The following is a 13,907-nucleotide window of genomic DNA, read 5'->3' as shown; positions in this document are numbered from 1 at the left end:
TCGATGGATCCGACCGCAACCGCTGGCTTGTTCAATGCAGATGCCCGACTCTACCGTTTGCAAGGCGAGGGCGCGCTTGCGTCCCTGCAGGTGGAGGGTTGGATCGCGCGCGAGGCGCTTTCGAGCGTGGGCCAGTTGCGCGTGGTGGCGCTGTCGGATGACGCTGGCCTCTCGTTGCAGGACATGATTTCTCGCCCGGTCACGCTGTGGACCGCGCGCGCCGACGGCAGTCGCGCGGCGCGCAGCGGCGTGATTCGGGAAGCCGAGCTGCTGTCGGGCGACGCCGGCCTGGCGCGCTACCGGCTGACCGTGGCGCCGTGGCTGTGGCTGGCCACGCAGCGGCGCGCCAGCCGCGTGTTCGAAGGCAAGGCGGTGCTGGACATCGTGCGCCACGTGCTCGATGGCTATGAAGGTTATGTCTACCGGTTGGCGGCCGACGTCGAACCGGCGTTGGCGGGCCTGAAGCCGCGTCCCTACACCACGCAATATCGCGAGACCGACTACGACTTCCTGGCGCGCCTGCTGGCCGAGGCCGGCCTGGGCTGGACCGTGCTGGAAGACGAAAGCGTGCCCGCTCGCCACGTCGTGCAGTTGTTCGCCGACAGCCGCAACCTGGCCGAGGACGCCGAGTCCGCGAACGGCGGCATCCGCTTCCAGCGCGCCGCCGCGACCGAATCGCGCGACACCGTACAGGCGCTGGCGCGCCAGCGACGCCGCACGCCGGACAGCATCACCGTGCTGGGCTGGCATGACAGCGGCAAGCGCGCGGTGGCCGCGCAGTCGCTGGTCAATCCGGCCAGCGGCAACGGCGACGAGCATGGGCTGGATTGGTACGAGGTCGCCGGCCACGGCGGCTTTGCGGATGAAGCCCAGGCCCGCCGCCAGGCGGACCTGGCGACCGAAGCCGTGCGCGCCCGCGCGGAAACCTTCGTCGGGCGCGGGGTGGTGCGCACGTTCCGCTCGGGCACGCGCTTCACGCTGCAGGACCTCTCGTCGCTGGGGCCGGCGGGCGAAGCCGGCTTCGAACCGGTCTTTGCGCTGGACCGAGTCGAGCACGTGGGCATCAACAACCTGCCGCCCGAAACGCGCGCCTCGCTGGCGCAGCGGCTGGGCGGGCTGGATCAGTACCTGGCGCTGGATGGCGACGCCTTGGCCGGGCCGGGCGCGCAACCGCATGACGCCATCGCCTTGCGCGCGGATGCGGCCGTGCTGGCCAGGGCGCGCGAGGTCGGTTACGCCAACCGCTTCGAGGCGGTGCGCTGTGACCGTCCCTGGCGGCCCGCGCTGCCGCAACCACGTGGCGCGCGCCTGACGGGCGCGCCGTCGGTGCACGGCGTGCACACCGCTGTCGTCACCGATGCCGAGGGCGGCACGCAACCGAAAGAGCAGGACGAGATCCTGCGCAACAAGCGCGGCGACGTTCGCATCCGTTTTCATTGGCAGGCCAACGCCGCCGAGGGCGAGGCCGCCAGCCGCTGGGTTCGGGTGGCGCAGCGCCAGTCAGGCGCGGGCATGGGCATCAGCTTCGTGCCGCGCATCGGCCAGGAGGTGCTGGTGCGCTTCCTGGATGACGACATCGACCAACCCATCGTGGTGGGCGCGCTGTACAACGGCCGAGGTGAAGGCGGCACGCCCGCCACGCCCGGCGGGCGCCAGGGCGCCAAGGCCGACACGCAGGTCTATGCCGCCGCGCGCGATGGCGCGCCCAGCGCCCAGGCCAACCTGGCCTCGGGCAACGCGCCGGCCTGGCACGGCGCGGCCGGCGGCGACGAAAACCATCGCAACGCGGCCGCCTTGAGCGGCTTCAAGAGCAAGGAGTTCGGCGGCGCTGGCTACAACCAGATCGTGTTCGATGACACCGATGGCCAGTTGCGCATGCAGGTCAAGAGCAGCGCGCAGGCCAGCGAGCTGAACCTGGGACACCTGATCCACCAGGCTGGCAACTACCGCGGCGGCCTGCGTGGCCTGGGCGCCGAGCTGCGCACGGATGGCTACGGCGCGGTGCGCGGCGGCGCGGGCGTGCTGCTGAGCACGTATACGGCGACCGGCGGCCTGGCCAGCGCCATCGGCGATGCGGCCGGGGTGCAGGCGCTGGCGGGCCAGACTGAGCAGATGGCGCGTTCGCTCGACGGCGTGGCGGGCGCGCATCAGGGGCTGCGGCTGGCGACTGTGCAGGGCACGCGCGGGCCGGGCGCCAGCGTGCTCGATGGCGACAAGGCGCCGCTGGCGGCCATGCATCGCGCGGTTTCGGGCACGGTGGCCGGTGACAGCGTGGAAGGCGCGCGCGGTGACGCCTCGTCCAAGCATACCGACGCGGCGCAAGGCAAGGTGCCGCACGCCACCGATCCCGTGGTGCTGATGGCGGCGCGCGCCGGGCTGGCGCAGGTGGCCGGCCAGCACCTGCAATACACCGCCGGCGAGGCGCTGCACTGGTCGGCGGGCAAGGACCAGAACCTGGCGGTGATGGGCGCGCTGCGCCTGCACACGGGTCAGGGGCTGGGCATCGTGGCGGGACTGCAGCAGGGCGGATCGGAGTCCGGGCTGGACCTGATCTCGGCCAAGGGCAATGTCGACGTGCAGGCGCAGCACGACATCCTGCGGGTGCAGGCGCAGCAGGACATCACCATCGGCAGCGCCCAGACGGCGGTGGAATACGCCGCGCCCAAGCGCATCCGCATTGCGACGGCGGCGGGCGCCAGCATCGTGCTCGAGGGCGGCAACATCACCGTCACCGCGCCGGGCCGCATCGACGTCAAGACCGGCAACAAGCAGTTCGCCGGGCCGGACCGCCTGCCGTATGCCTTCCCCCAGTTCACCGTCTGCAAGCAGTGCGTGCTGGACGCGCAGGATGGCGTGCAGTCGATCACCGACAAAGCATGAGGGGCGGCATGATGGATTGGGAGTCGCGCCTGAACGACACGCTGGCCCAGGCCGTTGATCTGGCCGCCGATGTCGGCGCAGGATTGAATACCTTTCTGCTGGTGGATTTTCGCGGCCACGCCGAACTGTCCGCTCCGCTTCGGGCCAGCGCGGATCTGAGCCATGGCTCCATCTGGGTTGGCACCGAACTGGCGATCTACGAAGACATCGCGCCGTTGCTGATCGAGGTCGATGACCTGACCCGTTTCGAACTGTCGCGCGACCCGGGCGAGCCGCGTACCTCGGAATTGCTGCGCCTGCTGAAGCGGCTGCACCAAAGCGATAGCGGCGCGTATGCGCTGATCCATCTGGTGTCGCCCTTGCCGCTGGCCGAACTGATGGCGCACTTCGCCTATTACGGGGAGTACGGCCTGCCCGATGGCCGCGAGTACTACCTGCACCTTTACGACAGCCGCATCCTGGACCGCGCCTTCCAGGTGTGGACGCCGGCCGAGCGCGCGCGTTTCCTGGCGCCGTTCAATCTGCTGCGCTACCCGCGCCGCGACGGCACCCTGGCGCAGTGGACCGGCCCCGGCCAGCGGCCGGCCGACGATGCGCCCCGGCAGCAACCGTTCACGCTGGCGCAGCACCAGGCGCTGCTGGAGCTGGACTATCCGGACAAGCTGGCGGTGCAGATCCGCCGCATCTACCTCGGCGTGCTGGGCGAACTGCGGCAGGATGAACTGGTCGAGCGCGTGACCGAACAGATGGCGCGGGCGCGCTCATACGGCATCGCCAGCGAGCGCGACATGCTGGACTACGTGGCGTGGGGCATCACGATTTCCCCGCGCTTTGACGAACACGAGGCGATCTCGCCGGCGCTGCGCGCCTTCCAGGGCGAGGGGCTGTCGCAGGCGCTGGCACATGTGCCCGACGCGGTGTGGGATGGGCTGCTGCGGGCGGAGCAGGAACGGGAACAGGGGGTTTTGAATGCGTAAGGGCTTGGTCATTCTGTTGATGTGGCTGGGGATGCTGGCGGGATGCAATGGCGAGCCTAGCTACAAGGGACTCTCGTTCGTAACTTACAACTACACGCCTTGGGATTTGGATCGTGTCGAGGTCACGGATAAAGAGGGAAACTCGGCCACTACAGGTGCCATCATCGCGGGTGGCGGGGAAGGTTCGGTGACCTGCTGCTATCACCTCAAGGGCACCGATTTCAAGGTGCAATGGCGTGGGGCGGACGCGGAGGAGGCCCGCCAACACATGTTTGACGGCAAGTTGGAGGAGGTGATCTTCAACAAGGAGACGCCCGTCCGTTTCCCAGCGGCCGAAATTCCGCCGGGTGATGGGCCGCTATATCTGGAGTTGCACATCTACCCCGACGAGCATATGGAGCTGGCGCTGAGCCGCAAGTTGCTGGGGCAGGTACGCATTCCGATCGTCGAGGTTACGCGTTGGCTCTATGCCCAGCATCGTGACGCTCTGGGCGACTATCGCAGTAGTGCCGAGGTTCGCAGGGTTGTCGCCAAGGTGACCAAAACGGCCTGGACGAAATACCGTCTCGAGGATAAGCAGGACCTGCAGGAATACATGCTGCTGTATTTCACCGTGGCATCGAACTTCAACACCGACCCGGACATCGCGGCGCTGCTGGCCAAATCTGGTCGCCAGCCGGGCGACTTTGCCAAGGCCGTGCAGGCCTTGCCTGCGGACAAGATCGCGCATCTGAAAGCTACGGGAACCGCCCCGGGAGACAAGAATGGCTGACCGCCTACCGCCGGTGGATCGCACCCCCGCCACCGTGCTCAAGAAAATGGCCGAGAACGAGGCTGCCTATCCCAAGCAGGACTGCCAGGAATGTGGCGCCGTGATCCGCATCGGGTTCTTCTTCGACGGGTTCGGCCGCAGCCGCGATGTCGATAACAAGCATCCCACGTTCTACTCGAATATCTGTCGGCTCTGGGAAGCGCACTATGCTCATGACGACGAAGATCGTCCCGTGAATCAGTATTGGTTCCGGTTCTACTATTCAGGACTGGGCACGGAGTTGAATGCGGACGCCAAGAATGACGATTTGATCTACGGAGCGACCACCGCCGGAAAAAAAATCCTGAGCGAAGCCGCGAAGAACGCCAAGAACGCTGCCAAGAACATCACCCGCACCGACGAGATTCCGGAGACGGATGCGCTCAAGCGCTTGCGCAGCGCTACCCAGAAGATGATCAAAGAGGGCTCGTTTCAGCCGGTGGTCAAGGCGTACAAGGATGTGGTGAAGGACGTCAAGACGCTTCCCGACAAGGTGGTGCGGATCTGGAATGCCTGGGACCCGGAACGCCTGGTCAATCGAGCCAAGGGTACGGTGCGTGGTTTCTGGGCAGGCTTCAAGAAAAATCCCTTGAAAGTTGGTTGGACCGCGGCCAAGGAAGTCGCCAAGACCACGGCGCTGGAAGGCGTGCCCGTCATTCGTGACAACGAAACCGTGGCCTACCTGATGGGAACCGGTGTTGACGTGCGGGTCGATGCGGCGCTGCGCCAGTTGCGTGCGGTGCATGAGGCGGTAAGCGCCGAAATGAATAACGTGCGGCGGATCGAGATTTCGGTGTTTGGCGGCGATCGGGGAGGCGTCATGGCACGCCAGTTCATCAACGACGTGGTCAAGAAGTACCGCCGTCGCCATGACAAGGATCTCGTCTTTCCGGGCGTGAATGGCGCGCGCGAGGCTGAAATCCGCATCCGCTTCCTGGGGTTGCTCGATTCCGTCTCGTCGATCATGGATGAGAATACCTTCCTGGGTTTTCTGCCATTTACGGATCTGATCAAACAGACTCACAAGGATCGTACGCTGACGGTGCCGGGCGCAGTCGAAAAATGCGTCCACTTTGCCGCCGCGCAGGAGCTGCGTGCCAACCAGCGTGTGGATAGCCTTGAGAAAACCCGGGGTGAGCAGTATCTCTACCCCGGGTCGAGCGGGGATGTCACGGGTGTCAGTCCTGAGGGGTCGCTTGGATCACGCGGCGAGCTGTCGCGGGTGCCGTTGCGCGACATGCTGAATCTTGGCCTCTGCCACGGAGTGGGCTTCTACAGCATGGAGCAACTATTCGACAAGCGGGCGCTGACTTATGCCAAGTTCAGCATGGCTGCGTCTATCCAGGATGGCGGCCAGACATACCATATCAACGAGTTGGTTGATGCCTATCGCAGCGTAGTGAAATACGAGCCAGGCATCGACTTTATGCCCCACATGGAAGTCTTCCTGCGCTGGCTCGCCGTCCGCTACCAGGACCCCGTCTTCAAGAGCGAGCTGTCAGATCCCGCGGAAAAGTGGATCAAGGATCGCGATTTCTTCACGCCCGAACAGGAATACAACGAAGAACTCCGCCGCGTGTCGGGGCTGTCGCGCGAAGAGCGGGCAAAGCCCGAAAACACGGCTCGCCTGAAAGAACTGGAGGCGCTGAAGGACGAACGCTGGGAGCGCGCAGCGGCCAGCCGTGGCGAGTTGCCGCCCAAGCGGTTCAAGCCGTTGTGGCAGCGGCTTGAGGAGGAATACCGGGCGCTGGAAGACGCCGAGCGCAAGGATGCCGAGAACGAGCGGCGCAAAGACGAACTCCGCCGCACTAATCCTGAGCTGGTGCGCCGCATCGAACAGGTGAACCAGGGTCCGCGCGATATGCAAAAGATGCGCAACGACATCATCGTGCGCAATGGCGGCAAGTTGACCGACGAAGACCAGCCCAAGGACCCCTTCGCCGACATGAAGGCAAGGCGGGCCACCGAACAGCGCCTGCTGAACGTATGGCGCGAAGCCAGTGCCGGCAAGAATCCGCTGCCGCCCAAGGTCATGGCCCTGTTCGACTTCCTGGTGCACGACGCCATGCTGAGCAGTTGGCCGGATCACCTGCTGGCCAGCACCACGCTGTACTTCCGCACGCGCGACAAGGACATTTTCGGCAAGACCGATTTCAAGGCCGAGGAGGCGAAGTTGAAGACCGATACCGCCGCTGCGGCGCGCGTGGACCAGATGCGGGCGAACCTGGATAGTATGGCGCCGGCCCGGCCATGAAGGGGCGGCACGCAAGCCGGGTTTTCGCAATCGCATTGCTGGCCGCATCGGCCGCTTGTGGCGGCGAGCCCGAGTATCGTGGTCTGAACCTGATCGCCTACAACTACACGCCGTGGGACATCGACACCATCCTCATTTCCGACAAAGCGGGGCGGACCGCCAGCAGCGGCGCCATGGGTGTTGGCGGCGGCGAGGGATCAGTGACCTGTTGCTACACCTTGAAGGGCACGGAGTTCACGGTTCGATGGTCAGGTCTGGATGGTGAAGAGGCGATCAAGCATCTCTATGACGGTACGATGGACAGCTTGCTGTTTCGCAAGGAAACCAAGGTCCATCTCGGCCCGACGCCCATACCCGCAGGCGATGGGCCTTTGTACCTGGAACTGCACATCTACCCCGATGAGCATATGGAGCTGGCCCTGAGCCGCAAACTGCTCGGCCAGACACGCTTCCCGTTGGTCGACACGACGGACTGGCTTTACCGGGAATACCGCGGCGCATTCGAAGATTATCGGGATCGCCATGAGGTCCTGCGTGTGCTTGGCAAAGTCGCCAGGACGGCCTGGATCAAGTATCGCATCGTGGAGGAGCAAGACATGCGCCAATACATGCGCCTGTATTTCACCGTCGCCTCCGACTTCGACACCGACCCGGAAATCGCCGCGCTGCTGTCGCAACCCGGCCGCCAGCCCGGCGATTTCGCCAAGGCCGTCGCCGCATTGCCGGTGGCGACCATCGCACGCTTGAAAGCCCAGGGTACGCCGCCGGGCGACAAGAATGGTTGACGCCGACGCGGTCGCAACGCCCAGGCTACCGCGTATTCACGATTCGGACCGCGCCCCTGAGCGCCGCAGCCATCGCCGCAACCTGTTCCACAGCCAGTGCTTGATCCTGCCTCCATAGGCCCAGGACAGCACCATCAACCCCAGCATCGCCACCATGTAATACTCCGTCGCCCAGGGGGGCACCGGATTCAGCTCATGGATCCGGTCGAAGATCGGGTGAAACGGCAGGATTTCGCTGGCGGCCAGCAGGCTGAACACCAGGGCCAGCAGCGGGCCGGTGAAATGGGGCCGCTCGCCGTGGGTCGCATCGTCGGCCCAGTACCCCCAGTGGATGAAGCGCAGGACCTGGATCGCCACCACCAGCGCGGCGATGCCGACGGCCAGCGCCATGCCGCCGATGAGCAGAAGGATTTCGAGCGGAAACATGGCCGGCCGGCGTGGGCGGCGTCGCGCCGGGCCTAGGGCGCCGCCTGTACTTCGATCGTGACGGTATTGGACCGCACGCCATTGGACTCGATATAGACCTCGTACTTCGCCGGCTCCGTGGGCAGTCCCACCTGCGCCGCCAGGTCGGTGCTGAACTGCGTGCCGACGCTGATGCCCGGGCTGATCGGGATGCCCTTGGGCGGGCGCGAGCCCGGGATCTCGTCGACCTCGACGCCGGCGCGGGGCGGACGGCGCTTGTATTCGTAGGCCACGCCTTCGTAGGTCTTGCCGGTCTGGGTGTTGACCGCCACGAAGCGCGGCAACTTCTGATTTTGCGAGACGGGGATGATGCCTTGCGCGCATACCGGGATCACCAAGGCGCCGGTGGCCTGCGGCCGCACGCGCGTGGGCGCGGCGATGTTCAGTTGGTCATCGCTGCCGTGGTTGGGCGGGATGCAGGCGTGGTCCAACACGGTGCCGATGGGGGCGGTGGCGAAGGCGGGCGGGTCAATCCAGTCGGTGGTCATGGAAGCGGTCTGGGTAGCGGGTTGAGAGGGGGCGCGCGGACCGCCGACGGTCCGCGCCGACGCGGGCAGGGCGCAGAGCGCGGCCGCGAGCAGCAAAACCAGGGCCGGCGCCGCGCGGCGCCAGCCGTCAGAACGTGGGCCAGCCACCGGACATATCCACTTTGCGGACGGCCTTGGCGCAATGGACGCAGAAGCGGATGCTCATGCAGTCGGCGCCGAACATGACGCAGGCGCCGGTGTCGGCATCGCTGAACCGGTTCGCGGGCAGGCCCTGATGGCAGTGGTTGCCCCACTTGGAATAGAAAAACGGCCCCTTGTCGAGTTTGGACGAGTCCATGTCGGCTTCGTCCGGATGCGCCTGGACCCATTCCGGGCCGCTGGGCGTCATGCCGATCAGGTGGCCGATTTCATGGACGAAGGTCTCCTGCTGGTAGTTCATCGTCACCGGGTCCCAGGGGGACATCGCGGCCACGCACAGCAGGTTGGTGTTGTAGAACGCGAGACCGGCCGCCGCGCTTTCCATGAGTCGCACGCGCAATACGATCTTGCCGGCCGTGGGCACGGGCAGCAGCCCCTCCAGGCGTACGTTCACCGCATGGCAGGCCTTGGGCTGGGCCGGATCGTAGGGGACCGGCGTGACCCGATCGCGTGGCACCACCGCGCGCCGCACGCCGGCGGCCGGGTCGGTGTACTCGAACAGGCATTCCAGGAACCAGTCCTGGGCCGGATCGATGTTGTACCAGAGGAAGCTGACGTCGCCGGCGGCGTCGGCGAACTGGACCTGTGTGCTGCCGGCGCCCGGGCCCGCGTTGGCGCGGATGTAAAAGGGCTGCACCGGCTTCGGCGTGGCGAGCCGGTCCACGTGGCAGGCCACGATGGTGTACGGCTCGCGCTCGGCGCCCTGCGATTGGGCGTAGACCGACCGTGCCGCGCTGCGCAGGCGGGCATCGTCAGCGCTGTTGTCATAGATCACATCGTAATTGGCCTGGCCGCGCGTGGTCAGCGGCGGCAACTGCACAACGTCCACGCCGTGCCGCGCGTACTCGGTCGCGGTCGGCTGGAAGCCGTGGGGGCGCTGCATCGGCTCGGGGCCGGGCAGCATGATTTCCTGGATGTACAGGCGCCTGACCGTTTCCACGACCTCGGTGGAGATGATCTGGTTCTTGTCGTTGACCACCTCGAACAGATAGGTGTTCAGTCCGGCGGCTGGCAGCGCGATATCGTCGACGATCTTGGTGCCGTCCGGATCGGTGACGTAACTGTAGGAGCGCTGGTTCGGCTCGCGGTAGAGCGGCTGGCGGCTCAGTTCGCGCGCCGAGTACACCGCATTGCCCGGCCGCGGGCTGACCTTGACCGTGAAGCGGTGTTGGCCGGCCTTGTCGAAGCGCACCCGGATCTTGGGCTTGTTGGTCTGGCGGTCCAGGCTGGTGAGCGCCTGGCCGTCGTTCCAGCGTTCCTCGGCCTGCGGCAGGTTGACGTATTGCAGCTTGGCGCCGCTACGCGCCTGGTAGGCCGAGGCCACCGTGGTGGCCGGCCTTGGCGTGTCGCCCGCCGGTTCGCCGGTGGCGCCGCCGGGCACCCGCGCGGCGCCGGGCAGGTTGATGCCGGCCGCTTCCATCACGCGCCGGGCCAGGCCCGGATAGGGCGAGTTGGCCACCGCGGGGATGTTCATGATGGCTTGCGCCACCTTGGGCAGCGTCACGCTGGAAATGCTGGGCGATTGCAGGATGGCGCCCACCACCGCCGGGACCGCGGAGTGCGTCAGCCCCGGCGTGCTGAGAATGGCGCCGGCCACGGCGGGCAGGTTGCCCTGGGTGACGTCCGGCATCGACAGCAGCGTGTTCACGGTGGAGCCGAGCGCCGCGCCGCGGTCGCCCATGACGCCCATGGCCTGGGTCATCATCGGGCCGATGGCTGCGCCCACGCCGCCAGCGGATGCCGCCGCGCCCGCCGCGCCACCCGCGGCTGCCGAGGCACCCGCCGCGCCAGCGGCACCGTCCGAGGCGCCGGACAACATGCCGCCGGCTTTCGAACCCAGCGCGGCGGCCTGCGATGCCATCGCCGTGGCCTGGCCGGCCATGGCGCCGGCCTGGGAGACCGCGTCGGCGGCGTTGGCCAGGCCGGCAGGGATGGGCACGGCGCTGGCGAGCGCGCCGCCGGCGCCTTGCGTCAGGGACGCGGCGTTTTCACTTACCAGCGATTGCGTGGCATTGCCGGCGGCCGAAGCGGCGCGCCCCATCAGCGACGGGGTGGCGCCGCTCATCAGCGACGGCGTGACCGCGCTCACCGCGGACTGCGCCATGCCGCCGGCCTTGGCCGCGACGCCCGAGACCAGGCCGGAGCCGGCTTCGGTGACGGCGCCCATGGCTTTGCCGGCCATCGCGCCCAGGTCCTGCACCGGCTTGAGCACGGCGCCGGCCATTGACTTGGCTTTGTCCAGCATGCCGGAAGCGGCTGTCAGGCCGCTCGAAAGCGCGCTGGCGCCACCGGCCAGGGCCGAGCCGGGCCCGCCCGCGGCGGCCGCATCGGCTGCGGCCGGCGCGGCGGCCAGGGCGTCCGAAGCGCCCGCGGCATTGAGCGCCTTGCCTGAACCGCTCAGGGCCTGGAGCAGCGCGTTGGGCCGGTGCACCAGTTCGGCCGTCACCAGCATCGGATCGCCGACCTGGCTGGAGGGCAGCGCGGGCAGGGCGGCCGCGTCGCTGGCCGGCCCGATCAGGTTGTGCGAAGCGCCCTTGACCGAGAACATGCCCGGGCCCTTGAAGAGGATGTCGCCGCCGTCCATGACGATGCTGCCCCCGGCCGCCTGCAAGGTGATGCGCGTGTTCGCCAGGATCTCGATGCTGTCGGTGGTGGAGGTGATGGTGATGTCCTGGCCCGCCAGCATTTCCAGCATGTCGGTGTGCGCGTGGATCGACACCGGCGCGTTGGCGGCGATGGCGCGCAGGCCGCCGTCCTGCACGAACAGGCTGGTGGAACGGCCCGAGGCGCTGGCGAAGGTCTGGCGCGCCGCGACGTGGCCGTCGGCCTGGGTGGTGGCGTGCAGGTTTTCGCTGGCATGCAGGATCGCGCTGGCGGGGGTCGCCAGGTTCAGCGACGAGGGCGCGTCGACCAGCATGCGGGCGCCATCGATGCGTTCGACCGGGTCGGTGCCGCTGCGCTCGTTGGCGCTGGCCTTCACCGCCTGCTGGCCGCCGACGCTGCCGGCATAGCGGCCGTCGGCCTTCGGGTCCAGCGCCTGGATCAGCGGGTTGAATTGTTCGTTGGCCGCCAGCGCGCGCGCCTGGCTCTGCGTGGCAACGTTGTCGATACGCTGCGCGGCATGTTGCGCGCCACGCAGCAACAGCAGCGCTTCCTGCGCATCGGCCTGGGTGGAGCGGGCGCTTTCGCGGGCGTTTGCCGACAGCAGCATGCCCTGGCCCGAACGCACCACGGTCCAGGCGTCGGAACGCAGCTCGAAGCCCGTGCCGCGCCATTGGCCGCGCGAGGATTCGTCGGCGCCTTGCTGCACCAGATAGCCCAGTCCCAATTGCGACGCGGCGATGGAGCTGGACAGGCGCGTGCGCACCTGTCCGGCGGTGTCGTCGAACAGCCACTGGCTGTAGCCGCTGCCGTCCAGGGCCTGGCTGTGCCAGCCGCTGAGCGTGCCGGGATGGTTGGCATCGGCGTCCACGCCCGCGCTCCAGGGCGGCAGGTCGCTGTCGTTGTACAACTGCGCCACCACCACGGGCTGGTCGATGTCGCCGTCGAGGAATTCCACCACGACTTCGGTGCCCTGGCGCGGCAGGTGGTGCGCGCCCCAGTTCGGACCCGCTTGCGCGCCGGCCACGCGCAGCCAGGTGCCGGAGCGGTCGTCGCCGGGCGCGTTGCCGGCGTCGTCGCCGTGGCTGCGGTGGCGCAGCCCGCCCGGCAGCGGCCGTTCGCCGCGTTGCCACGGGAACTGCACCTTGACGCGCAGGTCGCGGCCGGTGGTGACGCTGGCGTCCTGCGCCGTCACCACCAGCGCGGTCACGCCCTCGGGGGCCGTGGGCCGGGCGCGCCAGGCCGGCAGCAGCGCGGCGGCGGCCGGCTGCGCGCCGAAGTTGTTGCGATAGGCGCCGTGCTCCAGATCGGGCGTGTCCAGCGCCTGGGCGGCCTGGCTGCCCAGGTTGTTGGCGGCCTCGTGTTCCACCCACAGCAGGGTGTATTGGTTGCCGCCCAGCTCGTCGCCGGGGGCGGCATCGCCCTGCGCGTAGCGGTCGTGCTGGGTCAGCGCGAAGACGTGGCCCGGCATCATCTGGCGGGCCGTGCCGCCGCCCTCGAATTGCAGCGCGCGCGCTTCGTGCGCCTGCAGGCCGCGGCTGGCCAATTGCTCGGCCGTGGCATCGTCGGGATGGCGGCCGTGGCCGTCGTAGTCGTAGTCTTCCAGTGGCGGCAGCGCGCCGGCGTCCAGGGCCGATTCGGCATGAGCGCCGTGCGCCAGCAACGCGCGGTCGTTCCAGGCGACGCGGGTGACGGTGTTGGCGCGCAGCGCGCGCGCCGCGCCAAAGCGCGTGACGCTGTCTTCGGATTCGGTGGCGTCGCTGCGATGAAAACGCAGCGAGGCGGCGGGGTTGGCCGGCCGCGCCGCGCGGGCGTCGAACACCACCAGGCGGTGGCGCGCGCCGCCGCCGTCGGCCTGGCCTTCGCCCTGCTGGTGGTCGAAGCGAAAGCTCAGGCCGGCCTCGGCCATCAACCGCAGCACGAAGTCCAGGTCGGTCTCCCGGTACTGGGTGCGCACCGGGCGCGGCGCCAGCGGTTCGGTGATCTCGAAGGCGAACGCGGCCAGCGGGTAGTCCGCGAACACGTCGGTCAGGATGTCGGTGACCGACTTGTCCTGGAACACGAAGCTGTCGCGCCGCAGCCGCAGCGTGGCCAGCCAGGGCGCGGCGTGCAGGCGGTAGTGCGCCAGCCCGCCGTCGGCGCCCAGCGCATCCACGCCTTCCACCACCGCGTGCCAGCGGCGCTGTCCGCCATCGGCCAGCAGCAGGCCGACGCTGATCTCCTTGCCCAGCAGGGATTCGATATCCAGTTCGGCGGACGAGGACAGGCAGTCCAGCGTCAGCGCGAACAGCTCGGACACGCCTTCGCGCAGATGCATGCGTTCGACGGCGAGCGCCTCGCCCAGCGGGGTGTCGACGCGCAGCAGGCGGGCGTTCTGGGACAGCGAGGCAACATTCAGGCTGCTATAGCCCGCGGGCGGGGAGGAGCGATCGATCATGGTGCGTGGCG

The 13,907-nt window shown here is 67.9% G+C and carries 8 protein-coding genes; 5 read left to right on the top strand and 3 right to left on the bottom strand.

Going from position 1 to position 13,907, the window contains the following annotated elements:
* Positions 1 to 3 precede the first annotated feature (3 nt).
* From AAID08_RS15825 to AAID08_RS15805, 5 genes are read left to right on the top strand one after another with little or no spacing between them, the layout of a single operon-like run.
* Positions 4 to 2,880, top strand: a complete 2,877-nt coding sequence (locus AAID08_RS15825) for a type VI secretion system Vgr family protein (RefSeq protein WP_175166908.1) — start codon at positions 4 to 6, stop codon at positions 2,878 to 2,880.
* Between the two features lie 8 nt (positions 2,881 to 2,888).
* Positions 2,889 to 3,857, top strand: a complete 969-nt coding sequence (locus AAID08_RS15820) for a DUF4123 domain-containing protein (RefSeq protein ID WP_175166909.1) — start codon at positions 2,889 to 2,891, stop codon at positions 3,855 to 3,857.
* Positions 3,850 to 4,629, top strand: a complete 780-nt coding sequence (locus tag AAID08_RS15815) for a DUF3304 domain-containing protein (protein WP_063580023.1) — start codon at positions 3,850 to 3,852, stop codon at positions 4,627 to 4,629. Before AAID08_RS15820 ends, AAID08_RS15815 begins: the two co-directional genes overlap by 8 nt.
* The gene (locus AAID08_RS15810) at positions 4,622 to 6,922 is read left to right on the top strand and encodes a DUF2235 domain-containing protein (RefSeq protein ID WP_064522801.1); all 2,301 of its coding nucleotides are present in this window, start codon (positions 4,622 to 4,624) and stop codon (positions 6,920 to 6,922) included. The genes AAID08_RS15815 and AAID08_RS15810 overlap by 8 nt, the downstream gene beginning before the upstream one ends.
* A 35-nt stretch (positions 6,923 to 6,957) precedes the next feature.
* Positions 6,958 to 7,707, top strand: a complete 750-nt coding sequence (locus AAID08_RS15805; RefSeq protein ID WP_395756592.1) for a hypothetical protein — start codon at positions 6,958 to 6,960, stop codon at positions 7,705 to 7,707.
* Between the two features lie 36 nt (positions 7,708 to 7,743).
* Here AAID08_RS15805 and AAID08_RS15800 read toward each other — a convergent pair whose 3' ends face one another.
* The 3 genes from AAID08_RS15800 to AAID08_RS15790 all read right to left on the bottom strand — a co-directional run bounded on the left by AAID08_RS15800 (position 7,744) and on the right by AAID08_RS15790 (position 13,896).
* Complete coding sequence (locus AAID08_RS15800; protein ID WP_175166911.1) at positions 7,744 to 8,133, bottom strand: hypothetical protein; 390 nt, start codon at positions 8,131 to 8,133, stop codon at positions 7,744 to 7,746.
* A 32-nt stretch (positions 8,134 to 8,165) separates the two neighbouring features.
* Positions 8,166 to 8,660 carry a hypothetical protein gene (locus AAID08_RS15795; protein ID WP_211485659.1) on the bottom strand — a complete coding sequence of 165 codons (495 nt, stop codon included), beginning with the start codon at positions 8,658 to 8,660 and terminating at the stop codon, positions 8,166 to 8,168.
* A gap of 127 nt (positions 8,661 to 8,787) precedes the next feature.
* Positions 8,788 to 13,896 (bottom strand): type VI secretion system Vgr family protein, encoded by a 5,109-nt coding sequence (locus AAID08_RS15790; protein ID WP_395756591.1) that lies wholly within the window; start codon positions 13,894 to 13,896, stop codon positions 8,788 to 8,790.
* Positions 13,897 to 13,907: the final 11 nt, after the last annotated feature.

This window comes from Achromobacter sp. EB05 (genome assembly GCF_044232075.1).
In the GTDB taxonomy this organism is placed as follows: Bacteria; Pseudomonadota; Gammaproteobacteria; order Burkholderiales; family Burkholderiaceae_B; genus Achromobacter; species Achromobacter dolens.
The sequence above is the reverse complement of the archived record's forward strand: the minus strand, read 5'-3'. Positions and strand labels throughout refer to the sequence as shown.